15 protein-coding genes are annotated in these 17,865 nt (G+C 67.8%); 6 read left to right on the top strand and 9 right to left on the bottom strand.

Features of this window, described 5'->3' with window-relative positions; translation table 11 throughout:
* The first annotated feature begins 134 nt into the window (after positions 1-134).
* From EPL03_RS00735 to EPL03_RS00720, 4 genes are all read left to right on the top strand, one after another.
* Complete coding sequence (locus EPL03_RS00735; RefSeq protein ID WP_394346925.1) at positions 135-1,529, top strand: aryl-sulfate sulfotransferase; 1,395 nt, start codon at positions 135-137, stop codon at positions 1,527-1,529.
* Positions 1,530-1,911: 382 nt separating this feature from the next.
* Positions 1,912-2,583, top strand: coding sequence for a nucleotidyltransferase domain-containing protein (locus EPL03_RS00730; protein WP_244605174.1), 672 nt, complete (start codon positions 1,912-1,914; stop codon positions 2,581-2,583).
* Positions 2,584-2,596: 13 nt separating this feature from the next.
* Positions 2,597-3,061 carry a hypothetical protein gene (locus EPL03_RS00725; protein ID WP_244605173.1) on the top strand — a complete coding sequence of 155 codons (465 nt, stop codon included), beginning with the start codon at positions 2,597-2,599 and terminating at the stop codon, positions 3,059-3,061.
* A 71-nt stretch (positions 3,062-3,132) separates the two neighbouring features.
* Positions 3,133-3,390 carry a glutathione S-transferase N-terminal domain-containing protein gene (locus EPL03_RS00720; RefSeq protein WP_135827421.1) on the top strand — a complete coding sequence of 86 codons (258 nt, stop codon included), beginning with the start codon at positions 3,133-3,135 and terminating at the stop codon, positions 3,388-3,390.
* 129 nt (positions 3,391-3,519) lie between these two features.
* Here the strand turns inward: EPL03_RS00720 and EPL03_RS00715 are convergent, their stop codons facing one another.
* Positions 3,520-4,479 carry a transcriptional regulator gene (locus EPL03_RS00715; protein WP_135827420.1) on the bottom strand — a complete coding sequence of 320 codons (960 nt, stop codon included), beginning with the start codon at positions 4,477-4,479 and terminating at the stop codon, positions 3,520-3,522.
* 382 nt (positions 4,480-4,861) lie between these two features.
* On the opposite strand from EPL03_RS00715, the gene EPL03_RS00710 reads away from it, so the two are divergent.
* Positions 4,862-5,665 (top strand): halocin C8-like domain-containing protein, encoded by an 804-nt coding sequence (locus tag EPL03_RS00710; RefSeq protein ID WP_135827419.1) that lies wholly within the window; start codon positions 4,862-4,864, stop codon positions 5,663-5,665.
* A 116-nt stretch (positions 5,666-5,781) separates the two neighbouring features.
* On the opposite strand, the gene EPL03_RS00705 is transcribed toward EPL03_RS00710, so the two are convergent.
* Positions 5,782-6,630 carry a DUF6159 family protein gene (locus EPL03_RS00705; protein ID WP_135827418.1) on the bottom strand — a complete coding sequence of 283 codons (849 nt, stop codon included), beginning with the start codon at positions 6,628-6,630 and terminating at the stop codon, positions 5,782-5,784.
* 124 nt (positions 6,631-6,754) lie between these two features.
* Here EPL03_RS00705 and EPL03_RS00700 point away from each other — a divergent pair, with 124 nt between their 5' ends.
* Positions 6,755-8,080: a tRNA(Ile)(2)-agmatinylcytidine synthase gene (locus tag EPL03_RS00700; RefSeq protein ID WP_135827417.1), complete on the top strand. Its 1,326-nt coding sequence runs from the start codon at positions 6,755-6,757 to the stop codon at positions 8,078-8,080.
* Positions 8,081-8,113: 33 nt separating this feature from the next.
* Here EPL03_RS00700 and EPL03_RS00695 read toward each other — a convergent pair whose 3' ends face one another.
* The 7 genes from EPL03_RS00695 to EPL03_RS00665 all read right to left on the bottom strand — a co-directional run bounded on the left by EPL03_RS00695 (position 8,114) and on the right by EPL03_RS00665 (position 17,755).
* Positions 8,114-8,635: an NUDIX domain-containing protein gene (locus EPL03_RS00695; RefSeq protein ID WP_135827416.1), complete on the bottom strand. Its 522-nt coding sequence runs from the start codon at positions 8,633-8,635 to the stop codon at positions 8,114-8,116.
* Positions 8,632-9,741 carry a threonine synthase gene (locus EPL03_RS00690; RefSeq protein WP_135827415.1) on the bottom strand — a complete coding sequence of 370 codons (1,110 nt, stop codon included), beginning with the start codon at positions 9,739-9,741 and terminating at the stop codon, positions 8,632-8,634. Before EPL03_RS00690 ends, EPL03_RS00695 begins: the two co-directional genes overlap by 4 nt.
* A gap of 97 nt (positions 9,742-9,838) precedes the next feature.
* Positions 9,839-10,441: a response regulator gene (locus EPL03_RS00685; RefSeq protein ID WP_135827414.1), complete on the bottom strand. Its 603-nt coding sequence runs from the start codon at positions 10,439-10,441 to the stop codon at positions 9,839-9,841.
* Between the two features lie 94 nt (positions 10,442-10,535).
* Complete coding sequence (locus EPL03_RS00680; protein ID WP_135827413.1) at positions 10,536-12,950, bottom strand: GAF domain-containing protein; 2,415 nt, start codon at positions 12,948-12,950, stop codon at positions 10,536-10,538.
* 87 nt (positions 12,951-13,037) lie between these two features.
* The gene (locus tag EPL03_RS00675) at positions 13,038-13,994 is read right to left on the bottom strand and encodes a succinylglutamate desuccinylase/aspartoacylase family protein (RefSeq protein ID WP_135827412.1); all 957 of its coding nucleotides are present in this window, start codon (positions 13,992-13,994) and stop codon (positions 13,038-13,040) included.
* 488 nt (positions 13,995-14,482) lie between these two features.
* A complete protein-coding gene (locus EPL03_RS00670; RefSeq protein ID WP_135827411.1) occupies positions 14,483-15,157 on the bottom strand; it encodes a DUF7504 family protein in 675 nt (224 codons plus the stop codon).
* A gap of 558 nt (positions 15,158-15,715) precedes the next feature.
* Positions 15,716-17,755: a hypothetical protein gene (locus EPL03_RS00665; protein WP_135827410.1), complete on the bottom strand. Its 2,040-nt coding sequence runs from the start codon at positions 17,753-17,755 to the stop codon at positions 15,716-15,718.
* Positions 17,756-17,865: the final 110 nt, after the last annotated feature.

The raw sequence follows: 17,865 nt of genomic DNA, 5'->3' as shown, positions 1-17,865 counted from the left end.
ATCGTGCCGGAAATATAACTCCGAGAGTGGCCCGGCGTCGGAGCGTCCGAACCGCGACCGCCCCGTAGCCATCCAACCCGAGGGTGCTCCACCAATCTTAATCCCCCTCGGGCGCGTGGATTCCGGTAACAGCCGTGACATCCATTCGTTCCATCCCCCGCCGATGGCTCGTCAGAGGCGTCGTCGGCCTCCTCGCGCTCGCGCTGCTCGCGCCCGCAGCCACCTCCGGCGTGGGCTATCTCACCACGACCGAGGACCCGACCAACCTCCGGGCGTCGGTCGACGAACCGGCGAACGGCACGACTATCATCTCCATCCAGGGCTTTCACTTCCAGGGGATGGCCAACGAGAACAAGCCCGCTCGCCTCGTCGCGGTCGGCCCGCGAGGCAACGTCGAGTGGGTCCACGACGGGACCGGCTTCGACGCGACGTGGTTCTACGACGTCGACCCGCTGGACGACGGGAACCTGCTCGTGACCGCCACCGCGCAGGGCGAGACGCTGGTGTACGAACTCGACCCCGACACCCAAGAGCGAGTCTGGACCGAGCGCCTCGACATCCACGACACTCACGACGTGGACCTGATAAACGGCGACCAGTTGCTGGTCGCCAACATGCGCGAGTCCGGCAAGGAGGACCGCATCTTCGTCTACGACAGGGGCGAGGGCGAAATCGTCTGGGAGTGGTACTTCGACGACCACTACCCCGAGGACGTCGGCGGGCCCGCGAACGACTGGACGCACGTCAACGACATCGACAAGATCGGCGACGGCGAGTATCTGGTGTCGCCGCGCAACTTCGACCAGGTCGTCGTGGTCAACCGCTCCACGAACGAGATCGACATGCGACTCGGCGAGGACGGCGACCACGACACCCTCTACGAGCAGCACAACCCGACGTACCTCGAAAGCGAGGACGGCACGCCGACCGTCCTCGTGGCCGACAGCGAGAACGACCGCCTCGTCGAGTACGAGCGCGAGGGCGACGAGGAGTGGGAGCGCACGTGGCAGGTCGGTACGGCGGGGCTGAGCTGGCCCCGCGACGCCGACCGCCTCCCGAACGGCAACACGATGGTCGTCGACACCATGAACCAGCGCGTGTTCGAGACGACCCCCGAGGGCGAAATCGTCTGGGAGTTCCACGCGCCGTGGGCTCCCTACGACGTCGAGCGCGTCCAGCTCGGCGACGAGCCCGGCGGCCCGACCATCGCGGACATGAACGCGTCCGGGAACTACAGCCTCGGCGGGAGCGGCCTGTCGGTCTCGAACAGCCGGGGCGTCTCGTTCTGGCTGGAGGAGACGTTCGCGGGGACGCCCGTCGAGTCACAGGCCAACGAGTTCGCCCGGACGTGGGCCCACGTCGCGCCGTGGATTCGCCCGGTGTGGATGACCGGCTGGGAGTTCCTCGCGGCCATCTTCGGCGGGGTCGCGCTCGTCGCGTGGGGACTCGGCGAGGCGGTCTATCAGCGCGGGCGGATTCGGAATCGGGTTTCGCGCGTCGTGCGCCGGGTTCGGAACGTCGGCGAGTGAGCATCGCAGGTGGTGACGCGCTGGTGAGACTTCCTGCCCGGCGCGTGCGGGCGCGACCTCGTGTCGCGCCAAACCGCGCGAGGGACGAGTAGCGCAGTGGAGCGAAGCGACCGAGCAACGCAGGCGGCTGGGGAGGTCCGAGGCCCGCGGACGCGGGGCAGGGCAGGGCGGGGCAGGGCGGTCACGCCGAGGCTCAAGCAGGAGCTATCGTGATTCGTTTCCTTCCGTTGGACGGAGTTCAAGTCAGCTATCCCCAAGGCCAGTGAGTCACCGGACTGCAACCGCTACCGGACTGCGAGGAGGAGTACTACCGAGAACGCGAACTAAAACCGCACCAAGTTCTTTATACCTCCGCTCATTCAATGAAGGACACCAATAGAAGATGAAGGAAGGTACAAAAGTTTCGGTCACGATACCGGCGTCAGAGCGGATATTCAAATCGCCCGCAGAGGACGACGTTCTACGGACGCTCGTCGAGTCCCCCGAAGCGGAGTTCACCGTCACGGAACTCGCGGACACGACCGACGCGTCGCTCGCCACGGTCAGGCGAGCCGTCAAACACCTCGAAACACTCGACGTCATCGCCGTCAGGAAGACCCCGCAACGCGACTACGTCTCGATCAGGCAGAATCGGCTCGACAAACCCGATCCGATACTGGTAATCGAGCAGTCCGAGTTCCGGAAACCCGTCCGAACCTTCGTGGACGAAACGCTGGCAATCCTCTCAGAGACCGAGGACGTGGACGAGGTAGTCGGAATCGTCCTCTTCGGAAGCGTCGCCCGTGGTGACGCAGATCGGCGAAGTGACGTCGACCTGTTGATTATCGTAGACGGGAACAAGACCGTCGCACGGCGTCGCGTGAGCGACGTCGCTGCCGAGCTTCGAGACGAGAAATTCGACGGCGACCGGTACGATTTCCAGCCGATGGTCGAGACGGTCGAGAGTGTGGATCGAATCGGTGAGCGACTTCAACAGCAGTTCGAGGAGGGAATCCCGCTCCACGTGACCGACGAACTTCGGGAACTCCGGCGAGAGGTTCAGAATGGAGAGTAGCGAACTAGAATCCTTGCTAGAACGTGCCGAGCGGGTCTTCGAGCGGGAAGCCCGCGACGTGGAGGACCATCTCGACGTGTCGAGCGCCGCACTCCTCCAACTTCGGAAAGCATGTCGTCTACTACAGGCCGCCGAGCGCCTCCACCGAGATGGATACTACACGCTGGGAATCGAGGCCGCGTTCGTCTCGATGGAGCGAACCGTCGAATTTCGGCTTCTCGAACAGGGTATCTTCGAATCCGACACACTGCCGCAGAATCATACGGACGTGTACGAAACCGGCGCGGACGAGGGACTGTACTCCGAGGAGTTCCGGACCCGACTCGAAAATCTCTGGAAGGACTATCGGTCGAAGACGTACTACCGCGACGGACTTGCGAGTGCCGATCGGGCAGCGCGCGTGACCGAACTCGCGCGGGAGCTACACCGTCACGTACTGGGATTCTCCCACCAGGGATACGAATGCGTCTGTGAGTGAGTGCCCGCTAAATCCCGTCAACCCCTTCCCCGACCACCACGTTCTTCCCGCAGAAACCACTACGCACGACCATGTCGAACCTCGAACTGTACGAACTCGACGGCTGTCCGTACTGCGCGAAGGTCGTGGACAAGCTGAACGAACTCGACCTCGACTACGAGTCGCACATGGTCCCCTCCTCGCACGCCGACCGCGACGAGGTGGAGGCGGTCAGCGGTCAGACCGGCGTTCCCGTGCTGGTCGACCCCGACAACGACGTCGAGGGGATGCCCGAGAGCGACGACATCGTGGCGTATCTGGAAGAGGAGTACGGCGAGGGCGCGGCGTAATCGAAGCTATCGTCCGACTCAACTTCCAGCCATCGCGGCGCTGAGAGCCAGCATCAGAACGAGCGTTAAGCTCCGGTGGCGGCCGCTATTTCCAAGCTACCGGGGGAGAGGACTCGGTCGACAAAAGTCTCAGGCCGGTTCCCCGCCGCGCTCGCGAATCAGGTCCCGCAACTCGTCGGGGTCGTCGATGTCCTCCAGTTCCTCGCGCTCGACCAGCCCCGTCCCGTCGACGTTGTCGCGTTTGGCCTCGTCGACGAAGTACACCGACCGCGTGCGGGCGACTTCGCCGATGGACGACATGATGCGGGCGCGCTTCTCGGCGGCCTTGGTGAACGACGAGTGGCCCGTGAGAACGTTCTTCTCCTCGCCGTCGTCCTCGCTGACCGTCTTGAACGGGGCGCGGACGGTCGGGTGGACCTCGAAGCCCGCCCGGGTGAGGACGGTGACGATGCGCTCGTCGTCGTCCTCCGGGTCGGGGTCCTCGGGGGTGTCTTCCTCCTCGCGGACCTCGTCGGCACCGTCGAGGACCTCGACCGGACTCGTGAGGTCGTCCTCGAACATGTCTTCGAGTTCGAGCGCCACCTCGACGCTGGCGTTCATGCCGTCCTCGTACTTCGAGACGGTGCGCCGGGAGACGCCGAGTTCGCTGGCGAGTCGGCCGAGGCTCCAGCCGCGCTCCTCGCGCTCGTCGCGCAGTACCTCGCCGTCGATGTTGACGTAGAGCCCGCCCGGCGCGGCGTACACCAGCGGCGGGACCCGTTCGACGAACAGTTCCATCGCGGTGTCGGGACTGAACACGGGGACCCCGTGGCGGAAGTACACGACCCCGGGCTCCAGCTCCTCGTCGCGGGTGCGGAGCCCGACGACCAGCGGCGTCGCGTCGAGGTACTCCCCGAGCCGGCGCATCTCCAGACCCGTCGCGTCGTCGAACGCGTCGACGTTCGCCAGCACTTTCAGTAGAAGCAGGTCGCGGCCGCGCCGCGCGGCCACGTCGAAGCTCTTGGGTCGGATCGCGCACCGGTCGCTCACGGTGAACCCCGCGTCCTCCAGCATCGCGGTCACGTTCCCGACCAGTGCAGACCGGGACATACCCCGATGTAAGTGATTCCCCTATATATGTATTGTGTCACCCGAACTCGGTCACTGCGTGCGCTTGGGACGCTCGGGCGAACGCGTCGACGCCGGGACGCCCGAGCCGCGCCGGGCCGGTGACAGCCGGACGTTCGCCCGACCGTCTCGGCCCGCAGTCGGCGGAAACGTCCCGGGAGTTTTATTCATTGCTAACTAGTTCGAAACAACCAGTCGCCGACGAGTGCGAGCCGGGCGGATTCCCGGAGAGAGCCGCGCTCGTGCCCGATACTCACGCACCGCATCGAAGAGACGTACTTTTATTCCTGTTGTGTAATTTATTAATTTTGTAAATATTTGAAAAAATATATCCGAGTTCGGGGAGATTTGCTTCTTGGTTTCGATGACCAACGACGATAACGATAGCCACGACGGGAACGACATTCAACGACGCGACTTCCTGAAGAAGTCCAGTTTGGCCGCCGGTGCTGGTATCTTCGGCTTCACCGGACTCGCGGAGAACGCCAGCGCTACGGACAAGGTCGACTTCGAGATCACGGGCCGCAGCGAGCTCAGCGGCTCCGAGGCGCAGAGTCAGGTCGGAACGGCGATGACGTCGACCTACAGCCAGGACCTCGTGAAGACGATGGCCCAGGAGGCCGACCTCCGGCCCGCGTTCGGGAACGCGTTCGGTCTCAGCGTCACGACCGACGACCCGAAGGTGAACGAGGCCAACCCGGTGACGGTGACGCTACCGCTGGTCTCGCCGCGGAGCGACCGCGCCGGACTGCTCGTGATGACGGTGGCGGACACCGAGGAGGGCCGCCAGCCGCTGGCCGCGTTCGGCGTCACCGCCGAGGGCGACGCGCGCGACGACGTGCAGGCGATGCAGTCCGCGCAGGTCAAGTCCTACGCGTACGGCGACGAACAGGCGAGCGTCGTCAGCAGCGAGCAGGTCGCCGCCGCCGACGTGGGTGCCGAGGACATCGGCTGTGGCGTCTGCGAGTTCCTCGTGTCCAAGCTGTGCGAGTACGGCGTCGGAAAGGTGACCAAGGGCTACTGCATCGAAATCTGCCTCCCGCTGGTCTCCGGCGTGGCGACGTACATCGCCTGTGCCGGTGCCTGCGCAATCCTCCTCGACTACCTGACCAAGGAGGCGTGCGACTACGGCGCGAACTACGTCTGCGAGCAGGCCGGATTCTGCTGAGGCGTTCGACGCCCCGCCGACCGGCGCGTCCGAACGACCGCTTTTTCGCCGAACGACGATTCACCGAACGACGGTTCGTCGGCGTCGTCCGACCACCGGACGGGAGCGCCTGCGAGTCAGACGAACCCGCCGGAGCCGGGACGCCGGGCGGATATCGACCCCTCGGCGTCTCCGAAGTCGATGCCGTCGAAGTACGCGGGCGTCTCGTCCTCGGTCGCGTAGACGTAGAGCGCGGTCTTCGCGATGCCGGTGAGCGTCTGCGCCGAGAGCGCGGCGAGCATGACGCCGGCCACGAGAACGAGCAGGCCGAACAGGCCGACCGCGCCCGACCCGACGACGAGCAGCGCGACCCCCGGGACGGCCCCGACGACGCCGAACGCCACCGTGACGAGACCGATTCCGCCGACCGCACCCATCGACTCGCCCCACGTCTCGGTGACCGTCTCCTTGCTCCGCGAGAACATCTCGACGGTGCCCACGTCCTCGAACACGACGACGGGAATCACGAAGTAGGTCATCACGGTCCACGCGACGCTGAACATCGCCGCCAGAATCCGTGCGACCGGCGTGTCGTTGTCCTGTAGCACGCGGAGGAGGACGCCGACGGTCGCGCTGACGACCGACCATATCAGGAGCGGCCCGACGTTGCGCGAGGCCGCCCGGAGGCCGTCCCCGATTCGCGGCGTCTCGCCCCCGAACGCCTGTCGAGAGCAGTACATCAGCCCGGCCGTGAAGAACGCGGAGACGAACGTCGACGCGAGGTAGAACGCGAACAGTCCGGCGTACGTCGCGAGCGAGGACACCTCGCCCACCGCGAACAGGGAAGCCCACAGCACGCCGAGAAACCCCAGCCCGGCGACGCCGGCGGTCAGCGGGAACAGCGCGAGTTTCGGGTGGTCGGCCAGCACGCGCACGCTCCGGCGGACCAGCGAGAACCCCGTCTTCAATCGATTGAACAGTTTCATGGGCGGAGGAAGGTGCTCGTTCGACTTAAATTCGCCCCTTCGGAACACGTATTATCCGCGCGTCCGAGGCAGGTCGTTCGCACGCTCCGAAACGGGTTAATCCGACACGGCCCTACGCCGGGTCGTGACGGTCATCGGCCTCGACGACACCGACTCCCGCGAGCGGGGGATGTGTACGACCTACCTCGCGGCCCGGCTCGCCACCCGCCTGCGCGAGGAGTCCGCGGCGGCCGTACAGCGCCAGCTACTCGTCCGGCTCAACCCCGCGGTCGAGCACAAGACCCGGGGCAACGCCGCGCTCGCGCTCCACGCCGACGTCGACCCCGACGAGGCCTTCCGCGTCGCTCGCGAGGAAGTCGCCGCCGTCGCCGAGACCGACGACCCCCGGACGAACCCGGGACTGGTCGTCGCGCCGGGCGACCCCGACGAGGTGCCCGACGCCGTCGCCGCGTTCGCCCGCGAGGCGGTCCGGGACCACCTCACGGTCGAGGCGGCCGAGGCGCGCATCGCGGCCGCCGGCTACCGGAGCCAGGGGTGGAAGCTCGGCCGGGGGAAGGTCGGCGCGCTCGCGGCGGTCGGCGCGCTCGCGGCGTTCGGCGGGCGCTCGGGCGGTGCCGAGACGGCGGACGCCCCGGCGGGCGAGTACGCGAGCGACTGGACCTACGAGTGCATCTCCTACCGCGACCCCGAGCGCGTCGGGACGCCCCGCGAGGTGGACGCCGACTCCGTCTTCGCGGCCGCGAACGACGCCTACCCCGAGGCGTGGGACACCGTCGACCGCGAGACGGGCGAACTGGTCTGCGTCCCGCACACGCCGGGGCCCATCCTCCACGGCATCCGGGGCGACGACGCGGAGACGGTCCGCCGAGTCGCCGACGCCATCGAGAGCGAACCGGTCGCGCGCCGGGCGGTCTTCCTGACGAATCAGGGCACCGACGCCCACCTGCAAGCGGCGACGATTCCCGAGGTCGCGGACGGCCGGAGCTACCGCGTCCCCGGGACGGTCGCGAGCGCGCCCGAGACGCGACGCGGCGGCCACGTGTTCTTCCGGCTCGACGACGAGGGCGCGCAAATCCAGTGCGCCGCGTTCGAACCGACCAAGCGCTTTCGCGACCGGGTGCGGGCGCTCCGCGTCGGCGACCGCATCACGGCCTGCGGCGAGGTCTCGGAGGGGACCCTGAAGCTGGAGAAGTTCGCGGTCCGCGAGCTGGACCGCACCGAGCTCGTCACGCCCGACTGTCCCGAGTGCGACCGGTCGATGGAGAGCGCGGGGGCCGGGCAGGGCTACCGGTGTCGGGACTGCGGGACGACCGCGCCGGGGAAGGTCGAGCGCGCGCTCGACCGGGAATTGGAACTCGGATGGTACGAGGTGCCCCCGGAGGCGCGGCGGCACGTCGCCAAGCCCCTAATCCGGGGCGGGTTCGACGCGCCGATTCATCCCGAGAAGTGACCGGACGCCGAGGACCACCGCGCCGTCCGGCGCTCAGAGCGCGTCCAGCACTCGCTCGAACCGACCGGGGACGTGGGGCCGGAACGCGTGGGCGTCGGCGTCGAGTTCCTCGCGGGAGAAGAACCGGACCGCCGCGGCGTCCGTCCCGGCCTCCGGCGTCCCCTCGGTGTCGTCGACCGGGACGGCGTACGCCATCGAGACCGCGTGCTTGTCGCCGAACGGAGCGAGGAGTTCGGCGCCGACCAGTTCGAGGGCGGCCGGGTCGGCCCGGACCCCGGTCTCCTCTTCGAGTTCGCGCGCGGCCGCGACCGCGGGCTGCTCGTCGGCTTCGAGGTGGCCGCCGGGCACGGTCCACTCGCCGACCCCCGGCGGGACCGCTCGCTCGACCAGCAGTATCGAATCGCCGTCGACCACGGCGGCGGCCGCGGTCGGCGTGGGATTGTGGAACACCGGGCGCTCGCAGGTCTCGCAGTACCGGCGCTCGCGGCCCTCGACCTCGCGGGTCGTCGTCGCGGTCCCGCAGTTCGGACAGTAGTCGGCCGGGCGGACGGTCATCCCTTCAGACCACTCCCGGTCAGGGCCACGACCACCTCGTCGTCCTCGTCCAGCACCCCGCGCTCGCGGAACGTCTCCACGGCGGCGGGCGCGACCGCCGACGTGGGTTCGACGTAGAACCCGCCCCGCCGGAGGCGGTCGAGCGCGTCCGCCACGGCGTCGGTCCCGAGCGCGACGGCGTCGCCGTCGGTGGCCTCGATGGCGTCGAGGATTTCGTCCGTCCGGGCCGGGTCGCGTATCTGGATGCCGTCGGCGACCTCGTTGTCGCCGGCCGAGTCGCCGTGGAGGTGGGTCGCGATCGGCGCGTAGCCGGCGGCCTGCGCGCCCAGCAGTCGGGGCATCCGGTCGGTCCAGCCCGCCTCGTTCAGCGCGCGGAACCCCCGGTAGGCTCCGAGAAAGAGGGTGCCGTGACCCAGCGGCGTGACCACGGCGTCGGGCACCCGCCAGTCGCGCTGGGCCGCGACCTCGAAGGCGAACGTCGCGGTGCCCGCGAAGAAGGCGGGGTTCCACGCGTGGCTGGCGTACCACGCGGAGTCGTCGTCGCTCTCTACGGCAGCGATACAGGCGTCGGTCACGTCCTGTCGGGAGCCCTCGACCCGGACGGGGGTCGCGCCGACGCCCTCGATAGCCGCGAGCTTCGACGCCTTGACGTCGGCCGGAACGTAGATTTCGGCGTCGATGCCGGCGCGGGCGGCGTACTGGGCGACGGCCGCGCCAGCGTTGCCCGAGGAGTCCTCGACCACGCGAGAGACGCCGAGTTCGGCCGCCCGCGAGAGGGTCGTGGTCGCGCCCCGGTCCTTGAAGCTCCCGGAGGGGAAGACGTACTCCAGCTTGAACTCGACGGTCGGCCCCCAGTCGGTCGAGGCGGCGGCGTCCCGTAGGGGCGTGAACCCCTCGCCGAGCGTGACCTCGGGCGCGACCGGGAGGAAGTCCGCGAACGCCCAGAGGCCCTCCCGCGTGTCGAGGTCGGCGAAGTCCGGGGCGGGCCCGTCGGGGAGCGGCCGGTCGGCGAACTCGAGCGGGTGGCCACAGTCACACCGCCACGGTTCGTCCGGGCCGGCCGCCTCGGTCCGGCCACACGACGGACAAGAGAGATTCGGTGGCATGTGGGCGTCTCGGTCGCGAGTCACCCAGTAGTTGTCGGAACGCGCCGAGCGGCAGTGACGCTCGTCCGAGCGGACGAACCGCCCGACGGACCCGACGTCAGTCGAGGACCTTCCGGAACACCTGCGGGGAGTGGGTCTCGGCGAGCGACCGCCGGTCGCGTTCGAGCCGCGTTTCGAGGGCGGCGAGCCGGTCCTCGACGTCGGCGTACGCGTCGGTCGCGCGCAGGTCGCCGTCCACGTTCGAGTTCTCGAGGGCGGCGAGCTTCGAGACGAGCGAGAAGTACTCGTGGAGCGAGCCGTCGTACGACGAGAGCCGGGCGGCGAACTCGACGGCCTCCCGCAGCTCGCTCTCGTAGATGGGCTTGACCAGGTACTCGTCGATCGAGAGGTCGACGACGTCGACGTCGGGTTCGGTGCCGGTCACCATCACGACCGACTGGTCGTGGCCCCGGCGTCGAAGCTCCGCGAGCAACTCCGAGCCGCTCCACTCGCGGAGTCGCCGGTCGAGCAACACCACGTCGAACGTCTCGTCGAGCGCGTCGAGGGCGTCGTCGCCGTCGGCGACCGCCGCGACGTCGTACGTCGGCTCCAGCCAGTCCGCGTACATCCCCCTGACGCGCGCGTCGTCGTCGACGAGCAACACCCGCGTTCCCCACCCGCCGTCGGTCGCGTCTCCCGCTCCGGGCCCGAGACCTGCCATGACGACTGCCCGTACCGAGCCACGCGTCTAAGCTGGCGTAGATAATCTATTAGCGTCCCCGGGACGCCGACGCTAATATATTAGCGTGCCGGGGTCACCGGCCGAACTCGCGGGTAAGTCGCTTCTGGAGGGCGCGCCGGACGTGGCGGTGGAACACGGGGTTCGAGATGCCGAGCGCGTCGGCGACGTCCTCGCCGGTGGCCTCGCGGGGCCACTCGAAGTACCCCGCGTCGTAGGCCGCCCGGAGGACCTCGCGCTGTCGGTCGGTCAGCGCCGGGGGCGACGAATCGTCGCTCTCCCGGTCGTCGACCGGCTCTCTCCGGACGAGTGCCACGTCCGGGAGGACGTCGTCGTACGCGTCCGCGAGCCCCCGCACCGCCACGTTCTGCCCGATTCGGACGGACAGCGTGACCGTCTCGGCCGACACCGAAAGCTCGGTCAGGGTCGCCCCGTACTCCATCAGAATCCGGCCGACCTCGAACGCCGAGGCCACGACGCCGAACAGTTCCCCCGCGGAGCCCGTCCGGATGTGTTCCACGCTCTCGACGACGGTCGACGCGTCGAGCCTCGACCGGACGTCCTCGGCGACGTCCGTCCCCGTCGTGACGTAGAGCAGCCACGTCCCGTCGTCGCGGAGCGTGGCCGAGTCGACGCGGAGTTCCGCGCCGGCCCCGCGCGCGACGTCGGCGAGGAACGAGTCGCCCGCCGTGGCGTGCAACTCGACTTCGACGTCGTTGGCCGACGTCACCAGCTGTCGGCGTTCGATGATCTCGATTCCGTCGGCGACTATCCGACACAGGTCCGAGAACACCTCCTGGACGTCGTCGTCGAAGGCGTTCGCCTCCGAGGCGTATATCTCGATGACGCCGTGGACCGTGCCCTCGCCGGTCAGGGGCAACGAGAGCGCCGACTGGAACCCGCGACCGAGCGCCTCCTTGCGCCACTGCGGGAACGACTCCTCGTGGAAGATGTTGTCGACGACCACCCGCTCGCCCGTCTCGACCGCCCGCTCGGCGGGCGAACGCGACGCCTCGTCCGCGTCGCGTGACTCGTTCAGGTGGTCGAGGAAATCGCCGTCTTCACCGGCCCACGCGTCGGGGCGGACGGGTCCGGACCGGTCGGCGTTCCCGACCCACGCGAACCGGTACGGGTCGACGTCGACGACGTGCTCGCAGACGTTGGCGGCAGCCTCCCGGCGGGTAGACGCGCCGACGAGCGCCCGCTGGACGTCCCGGACGACGTTGTTCACCCGGGCCAACTGTTCCAGCCGCCGCGTCTGCCGGCGGAGTTCCTCGCGGCGCGCGGTCACGCGCTGCTGGCGTTCGACCCGGTCGAGGGCGACCGTCGCGTTCGCCGCGAGGACGCTTATCAGGTCGACGTGGGCCGACTCGTAGAACCCGGGTTCGGTCGAGCCCGAGACGAGCACGCCGTGGTCCCCAAGCGGGGCGAGCAGTTCGGACCGAATCACCGTCTCGGGGTTGAAGCAGTCCTCCTCGGTCCGGACGTCGTCGTACACCCGGAGGTCGTTCTCGACGAAGGCGTCCCACGCGAGCGACTCGCCGCCCTCGAAGGTCGGGAGTTCGTCGAACAGTTCCTCACAGTCCTCGGTAGTGAGTTCCGGAACCAGCCGCCCCTCGGCCTCGTCCCAGAAGTAGATCGCCAGCCCCGGCAGGTCGAGAATCCCCTCGGTCGCCTCGAGGACGACCTCGCAGACCTCCCGGCGGGTCGTCGCGGCCATCACGTCCCGGGTCGCGTCGTGCAACAGCTCCAGGCGGCGCTCGTAGCGCGTTCGGCGGCTGGTCTCCCGGGTGACGCCGACGACGCCCGCCTCACCCCCGGACGAGAACCGCGACAGCGTGGTCTCGGTCGGGACCCGGTCGCCGGCCGCCGTCACGAGGTCGGCCGACGTCGTGACCGCGTCGCACTCCCCCGAGAGCAGTCGCTGGCGGGCCGCTTCGCACTCCGCGCTCGTCTCGTCGTCGGCGAGCAAGGCGGGCGTCCGGCCGAGCAGTTCCTCCCGCGAGTAGCCGGTAAGCGAGGCGTACGCCTCGTTGACCGCCAGGAACGTCCCGGTGTCGTCGACGGCGAAGACGCCGTCGTCGAGGGACTCCACGAGGGTCTCGTACCGGTCCAGTTCCCGGCTCCGGCGTCGCTCCTCGGAGACGGGGGCGAACAGGACCGACAGTCCCGTCTCGGAGGGGTGCGCTCGAACCTCGAACCACGCGTCCAGCGGCGAGTAGTACTCCTCGAACGAGACCGTCGACTGGGTCTCCATCGCGCGCTCGTACTCGCGCTCGAACGCGGTCCCCTCGATGGCGGGGAACGCCTCCCGGATGTCGGTTCCGAGCAGTTCCTCGGCGTCGCGGTCGAGGAGCGCCTCGGCGTTCCCGTCGAGATAGGTGAACTCCCAGTCCCTGTTGAGGGCGACGACGGCGTCGGGTATCCGGTCGAACACCTCCTCGCCCGGGGAACGAGGAGAGTCGCCCGCCGCGTCGTTCGAGTGTGCCACTGGTACACAGGCCAGGTCACTCGATGTTAATTCTTCGCATCTGAGAGGAAGTAGAGCGGCGCACCCGGCCGGAACGTCGGGCCGGCGTCAGTACTCGTCGACGTCGGTACCGACCGAGCAGACGTACTCGCCGGTCGCCACCTGCGGGAGGCGACGCGAGCGCCAGAAGACGCCCTCGTCGTCGGCGGTCACCTCGGCCTTGCGCCGGCCGAAGGGGTCGGTCACCTCGAACAGCACGTCGCCGGCCGCGACCTCCTCGCCCAGTTCCGCGCGGAAGTCGACGAGACCGCCCACGGGCGAGCCGTAGCGGTCGAATCCCTGCGCGCGGGTCTGGGGTTCGAGGTCGACGTCGCCGTCGAGGAACTCGTAGTGGCGGAGGACGTTGAACAGCCCCTCGACACCGTACCGGATGGACTCCTCGTCGAAGCCGACGCAGCCGCCGAGCTCGGGGTCGACCGTCGGGACGCCCTCGTCGGGCGCGGCGCGGGCGAGCTGGCCCTCGGGGCCCTTCTGGTCGAGGACGTGGCCGCAGCCGAACACCTTCGCGAGTTCGAGGCACTCGTCGTGGAGGCGGTGGTGGCGGCCACACCGCACGCGGACCTCGTTTATCATCCGGCTGGTCGAGCCCTGGTGGAGGTCGAGCACGAGGTCGGCCCGCGACGCCGGCTCGAAGGTGGCCGCCGCGATGCGCTCGCTGGCGGTGCCCGACTCGTCGCCGGGATAGGTGCGATTCATCTTGGTGTCGTCGATGGGGTTGCGGTGTTCGGCCACCTGGAACGCGTGGTAGTTGACGATGCCCGTCACGAGGACGGTGCCCGCGAGTTCCTCGGGGTCGAGCTGCGGGACGGCCCGCCGGACCACGCCGAGCCCGTTGAGTTCGTCGCCGTCGCTGACCGCCTGCACGTACAGCGTGGGGCCCTCCGCCGCGCCGTTGAGTACCGCGACTGGGAGCCCGAACTCGCTCCCGTCGCGCGTTTCTCCGACCTGCAACCGCCCGGCGTCGAACTCCCCGGGGGCCGCACTCGCCGTTCCGAGCGTCTTCATTACCCATATCCGACGGCTACACGCCCTTTAGCGGTTCGGTCTCGGCGAAGTGGGCGGCATCCCGGCCCCGAGTGGCGTGGCGTCGGGGGGAGAGCCGAACCGGGAAACGTCGGCAGTGGTCAGAGACGCGCGACCACTGACCGGGTACGCTCGGTGACACAACCCCCTCCTTGGCGGACTGAAAGGGCGAGGCGCGGTCGCGGGCCGCAGGCCCGTGGTCGCCTCTGGCGGCCCTATCTGGGGCGGGCGTTGCGGAGAGCCCCCGATATCCGCCAGAGCGACCGCGACCGCGCCGAGGGCTTTCGAGACTGTGGTTGCGGTTCAAGCGTTTGTGCAGAGCGCGCCGAGGACTTTCTGGGACGTGGTTACGCTTGCTGTCCTGCCGTTGCAGAGTGCGACACAGCCTTTCGAGGGTCGAAAAGTCGCGGGACCGAAGGACGAGACGGGAGGACCGAGGGACGAACCGTAGTGCCTGTTCGAGAGTGTCGCTACAGCCCGACCCACTCGGTCGGGGCGTCACAATCGGAGAAGTGCCAGCGTTGCTCGGGCGCACCCCGCGTCTCGCGGAGTTCGATACGAACGTCGAACAGGGGCGCGAGTCGCCGGACGACCTCGGCGTCGTCGGCGACGGGCAGGTGGAAGTGACCCATGCCGCGAACCCCCCGGACGTGGTCGGCGACCGTGGAGACGAACTGCTCGACCGCCGCCGAGTCGTGGCGGGCGAGCAGCGACGAGAGCGTGAACACCGAGACGCGGAGTTCGCCGGACTCGAACCCGGACGACGCCATCTTGGCGGTCGCGATGGTCTCGCAGAGCCGCCCCCGAAGGACGTCGAGGTCGTCGCAACGCCAGTCGGCGTCGGACGACTCGACCGACGCCGGGCTGGCGGCCCGCGTCCCGCCGTAATCGGCGACGTACACGTCCCCGTCGCTCGCGGTGACGTCGCCGGGAAGGAGGTCGGGCACGTCCCCGCGGTCCTGGTCGGTGAGCGCGAGGATGCGCGTCCGGGACTCCTCGGGTGAGCCGAGCAACTTCCGGGTCATCTCGCGGGACACCTCCTCGCTGACGTTCCCCGTCACCAGGACGGTACAGCCGAACTGTTTCAGCGTCTGGAGCCGGTCGCGGAGGTCCCGCGCCCCGAGCCTCGGTCGGTCCTCGTCCATCGTTCGGGCGAACGGCGAGAAATTATTTAAAATTTGGCATCGAGAGAGTCGATTCAACGGAGAAGTAATAGAGATGAAACGATGGCTCGCGCGCGCTCCAATTTTCGGGGAGGGCGTGCGGGGCGGTGGTCGGATATTCGGTGACAGATTCTCGAACGAGCGGGCCCCGCACTGTGACGACGCTGGCACGACGACCAACGCTACACCTCGGGCGCTCTCTGACAGTACGCGTCACCGAGCGCAACCGAGCATCGAACGCTCGGCCGGACCAAGAAAATCGCTCAATTCCGAAACCAACCGATTACGCTGACAGGATTGAAATGTCTTAATTGAGAGTATTTTTTGAGACAGAAACTATTACTTTCCGAGAGTTTTTAGTACGATTCCTAATGAAAGTATTTTTTGGCCAGGCTGCTGAATGTAGAATGTGATGAAGAACCGGATTCTGAACTGGATAAAACGGCATCCGAAGGTAGTCGGAGGGTTGTTTTCTGCCGGGGTTTATATCACAGACATAATAGAGCTGACTGGTTGTGCCAGATGCGCGACGACAGGACCTTAGATTTCGTCTACATCCATATTATCCGTCCAACGTATGCTGGCGTTGTGTCGCACAGGGCTTGTCTCGTAGCCGAAGAACTCTTCCAAAGACTCCGAATCGACCATTGTCTCGATAGGAGTAGAGCTAAGCGAATAAATCTCTTCACCGCCGATTTTCGTTGTCGAAAGGGTTCCTAGAGGGGTTTTTATCGTCGGATAGGGACGTATTCCAGCTGATATTTCGCCACTTTTTCTCTCGGGCTCGATGACTGTTGGACTGCCACACTTCGAGTCCACGAGTTCCTGACTGCCATCGCCGACGATGAGGTACTGGCGGTCGGGCGCGTTCACGTCCGTCACCACCGACAGCGCGCTCTGCATCGGGAATCCGTGATTCAGCAGTCGGGCCAACTCCGTGCCTACGTCCGTCGCCGGTTCGTTGCCGATCTTCGCCAACGTCACCACGCCGACTTGGCTCCCCTTCTCGACCAGTTTCTCGCCCTGCTCGTAGGACCGACAGCCGTTCAGGAAGAACCCGCGAACGCCCGTCTCGTCCAGTTCGGCGACGTCGAGCAGACCGTCCGCGCACTCGAGGCCCTGTTCGGTGACGTGGCCGATGTAGTGGAGGAAATCCGTCCCGGATTCGAGCAGGGCCCGGAACTCGTCGGTCGTCAGGTCGTTGTGGACCGAGACGTTGAACTCGTAGAGGTCCCGCGTGCCGTAGATGTCGCCCACCACGTCCTCCTCGCGCATGCGGTCGTCGTTGCAGACCACGTCGACCGAGATGTGGTGCTTGGGCGTCACGTCCAGTCGGCGCTTGAGCGAGTCGGGCGTGGCCTTGCTCGCGCCGATGGGCATCTCCTCGCCGACCCAGACGTGTTCGATGGTGTCGACCGGTTCGGGCTGGACCACGTCGGCCGCCGGCGCGTCGTCCGCGCTGGCGTCGCGATAGAACGTCTCGAACACCGACGGTTCGGGGTCGACCTTCGACGGGTCCGGCGAGTCCGGACACCGGACCAGCGCGAGTTCGTCCGCCGCGAACGGCAGGACCGCGACGTTGTCGTGGGTCGGCGTCACGTCCATCGTCACCTTCCAGCGCGGCAGGTGCGGTTCGACGACGTCGTAGGGGACGTCGAGGTAGCGCTCGACCTGCTCGGCGAGCGAGGCGTCGTACAGCGACTCGAAGTCGAGGTCCACGTCGGGTTCGAGTCGCTCGCGCTCGCGCAGGTCGACCTCGTAGTAGCCCTCGGTGCGAGTCACGCAGTCGAGGAAGAACACCTGCTGGAGCACCCGTGCGACCGACGACTGGAGGTCGGCGGCGTCGAGCGAGTGCGCGAACCCGTCGGCGAGCAGTCTGGGCTCGTCGCCCGGCACCACGTCCGCCCCGAGGTAGTACGCCAGCGGCGCGACCTCGTACACCGCCTCGCGGCGCTCGGGTACCTCTATCTTGACGCCCGTCTCGGGGCGGGTGACCTCGCCCGACACGGTGAACTCCTCGCCGGGTTCGAGCAGCGGCGGATGCCCGCGCAAGGAGGGGAACGAGCGCTCGCACGTCGTCGTCTTCAGCGCCGACCCCAGCAGCGAGACGGCGTCCATCGTCGCCCCGACCTCGTCGGGGACCGTGATGGTCCCGGCCGGCGTCTCGTGGAGCGAGCGTGCGCCGACCTCGACGCGGGTCTCCCCGCCGAACGATATCGCCACGGCCTCGGTGTCGCCCGATATCGCGACCTCGCTCTCGACCGCGAGGTACACCTTCATCTGGGTAGTGGCGAGTTCGAGGTTGTACGCGTCGGCCGGCAACGAGAGTTCGAACCCGCCGCTCGACTCGCCGACCATGTTGCCGCAGTCGTCGCGGACGTACACGTCGAGCCCCTTGGTGGTCCGCAGGCGGGGCGTCCGGACCGACACCGCGGTATCGATGGGGAAGTAGAACGACTCGGTGTCGGTGGGGTCGGGGTCGACGGGCTCGGACGCGTGGAGGTCGAACCGCGTGCGCTCGATGGGGTCGGTGATCCGCACCCCGTGGGGGTCGACGAGGACGGTGAACTCCGGCGTCATCGTCTCGCCGTAGTTGCCGTAAATACTTATAGTCAACCGGCTCGTTTTAGGCTCGCGTGCGGGAACGAAACGCTCGAACCGACGCACCTTTCATCCGGCGCGCCCAACTG

This window comes from Halorussus halobius (genome assembly GCF_004765805.1).
GTDB classification, from domain to species: Archaea; Halobacteriota; Halobacteria; order Halobacteriales; family Haladaptataceae; genus Halorussus; species Halorussus halobius.
Note: the sequence above shows the minus strand (reverse complement) of the source record. Positions and strands in the feature narration are given on the sequence as shown.

Coding starts and splice junctions, on each gene's coding strand:
- EPL03_RS00705 (WP_135827418.1), bottom strand. CDS start 6,630: ATGAAACTGTTCAATCGATTGAAGACGGGGTTCTCGCTGGTCCGCCGG.
- EPL03_RS00665 (WP_135827410.1), bottom strand. CDS start 17,755: ATGACGCCGGAGTTCACCGTCCTCGTCGACCCCCACGGGGTGCGGATC.
- EPL03_RS00695 (WP_135827416.1), bottom strand. CDS start 8,635: ATGACCGTCCGCCCGGCCGACTACTGTCCGAACTGCGGGACCGCGACG.
- EPL03_RS00720 (WP_135827421.1), top strand. CDS start 3,133: ATGTCGAACCTCGAACTGTACGAACTCGACGGCTGTCCGTACTGCGCG.
- EPL03_RS00685 (WP_135827414.1), bottom strand. CDS start 10,441: ATGGCAGGTCTCGGGCCCGGAGCGGGAGACGCGACCGACGGCGGGTGG.
- EPL03_RS00690 (WP_135827415.1), bottom strand. CDS start 9,741: ATGCCACCGAATCTCTCTTGTCCGTCGTGTGGCCGGACCGAGGCGGCC.
- EPL03_RS00710 (WP_135827419.1), top strand. CDS start 4,862: ATGACCAACGACGATAACGATAGCCACGACGGGAACGACATTCAACGA.
- EPL03_RS00675 (WP_135827412.1), bottom strand. CDS start 13,994: ATGAAGACGCTCGGAACGGCGAGTGCGGCCCCCGGGGAGTTCGACGCC.
- EPL03_RS00730 (WP_244605174.1), top strand. CDS start 1,912: ATGAAGGAAGGTACAAAAGTTTCGGTCACGATACCGGCGTCAGAGCGG.
- EPL03_RS00670 (WP_135827411.1), bottom strand. CDS start 15,157: ATGGACGAGGACCGACCGAGGCTCGGGGCGCGGGACCTCCGCGACCGG.
- EPL03_RS00715 (WP_135827420.1), bottom strand. CDS start 4,479: ATGTCCCGGTCTGCACTGGTCGGGAACGTGACCGCGATGCTGGAGGAC.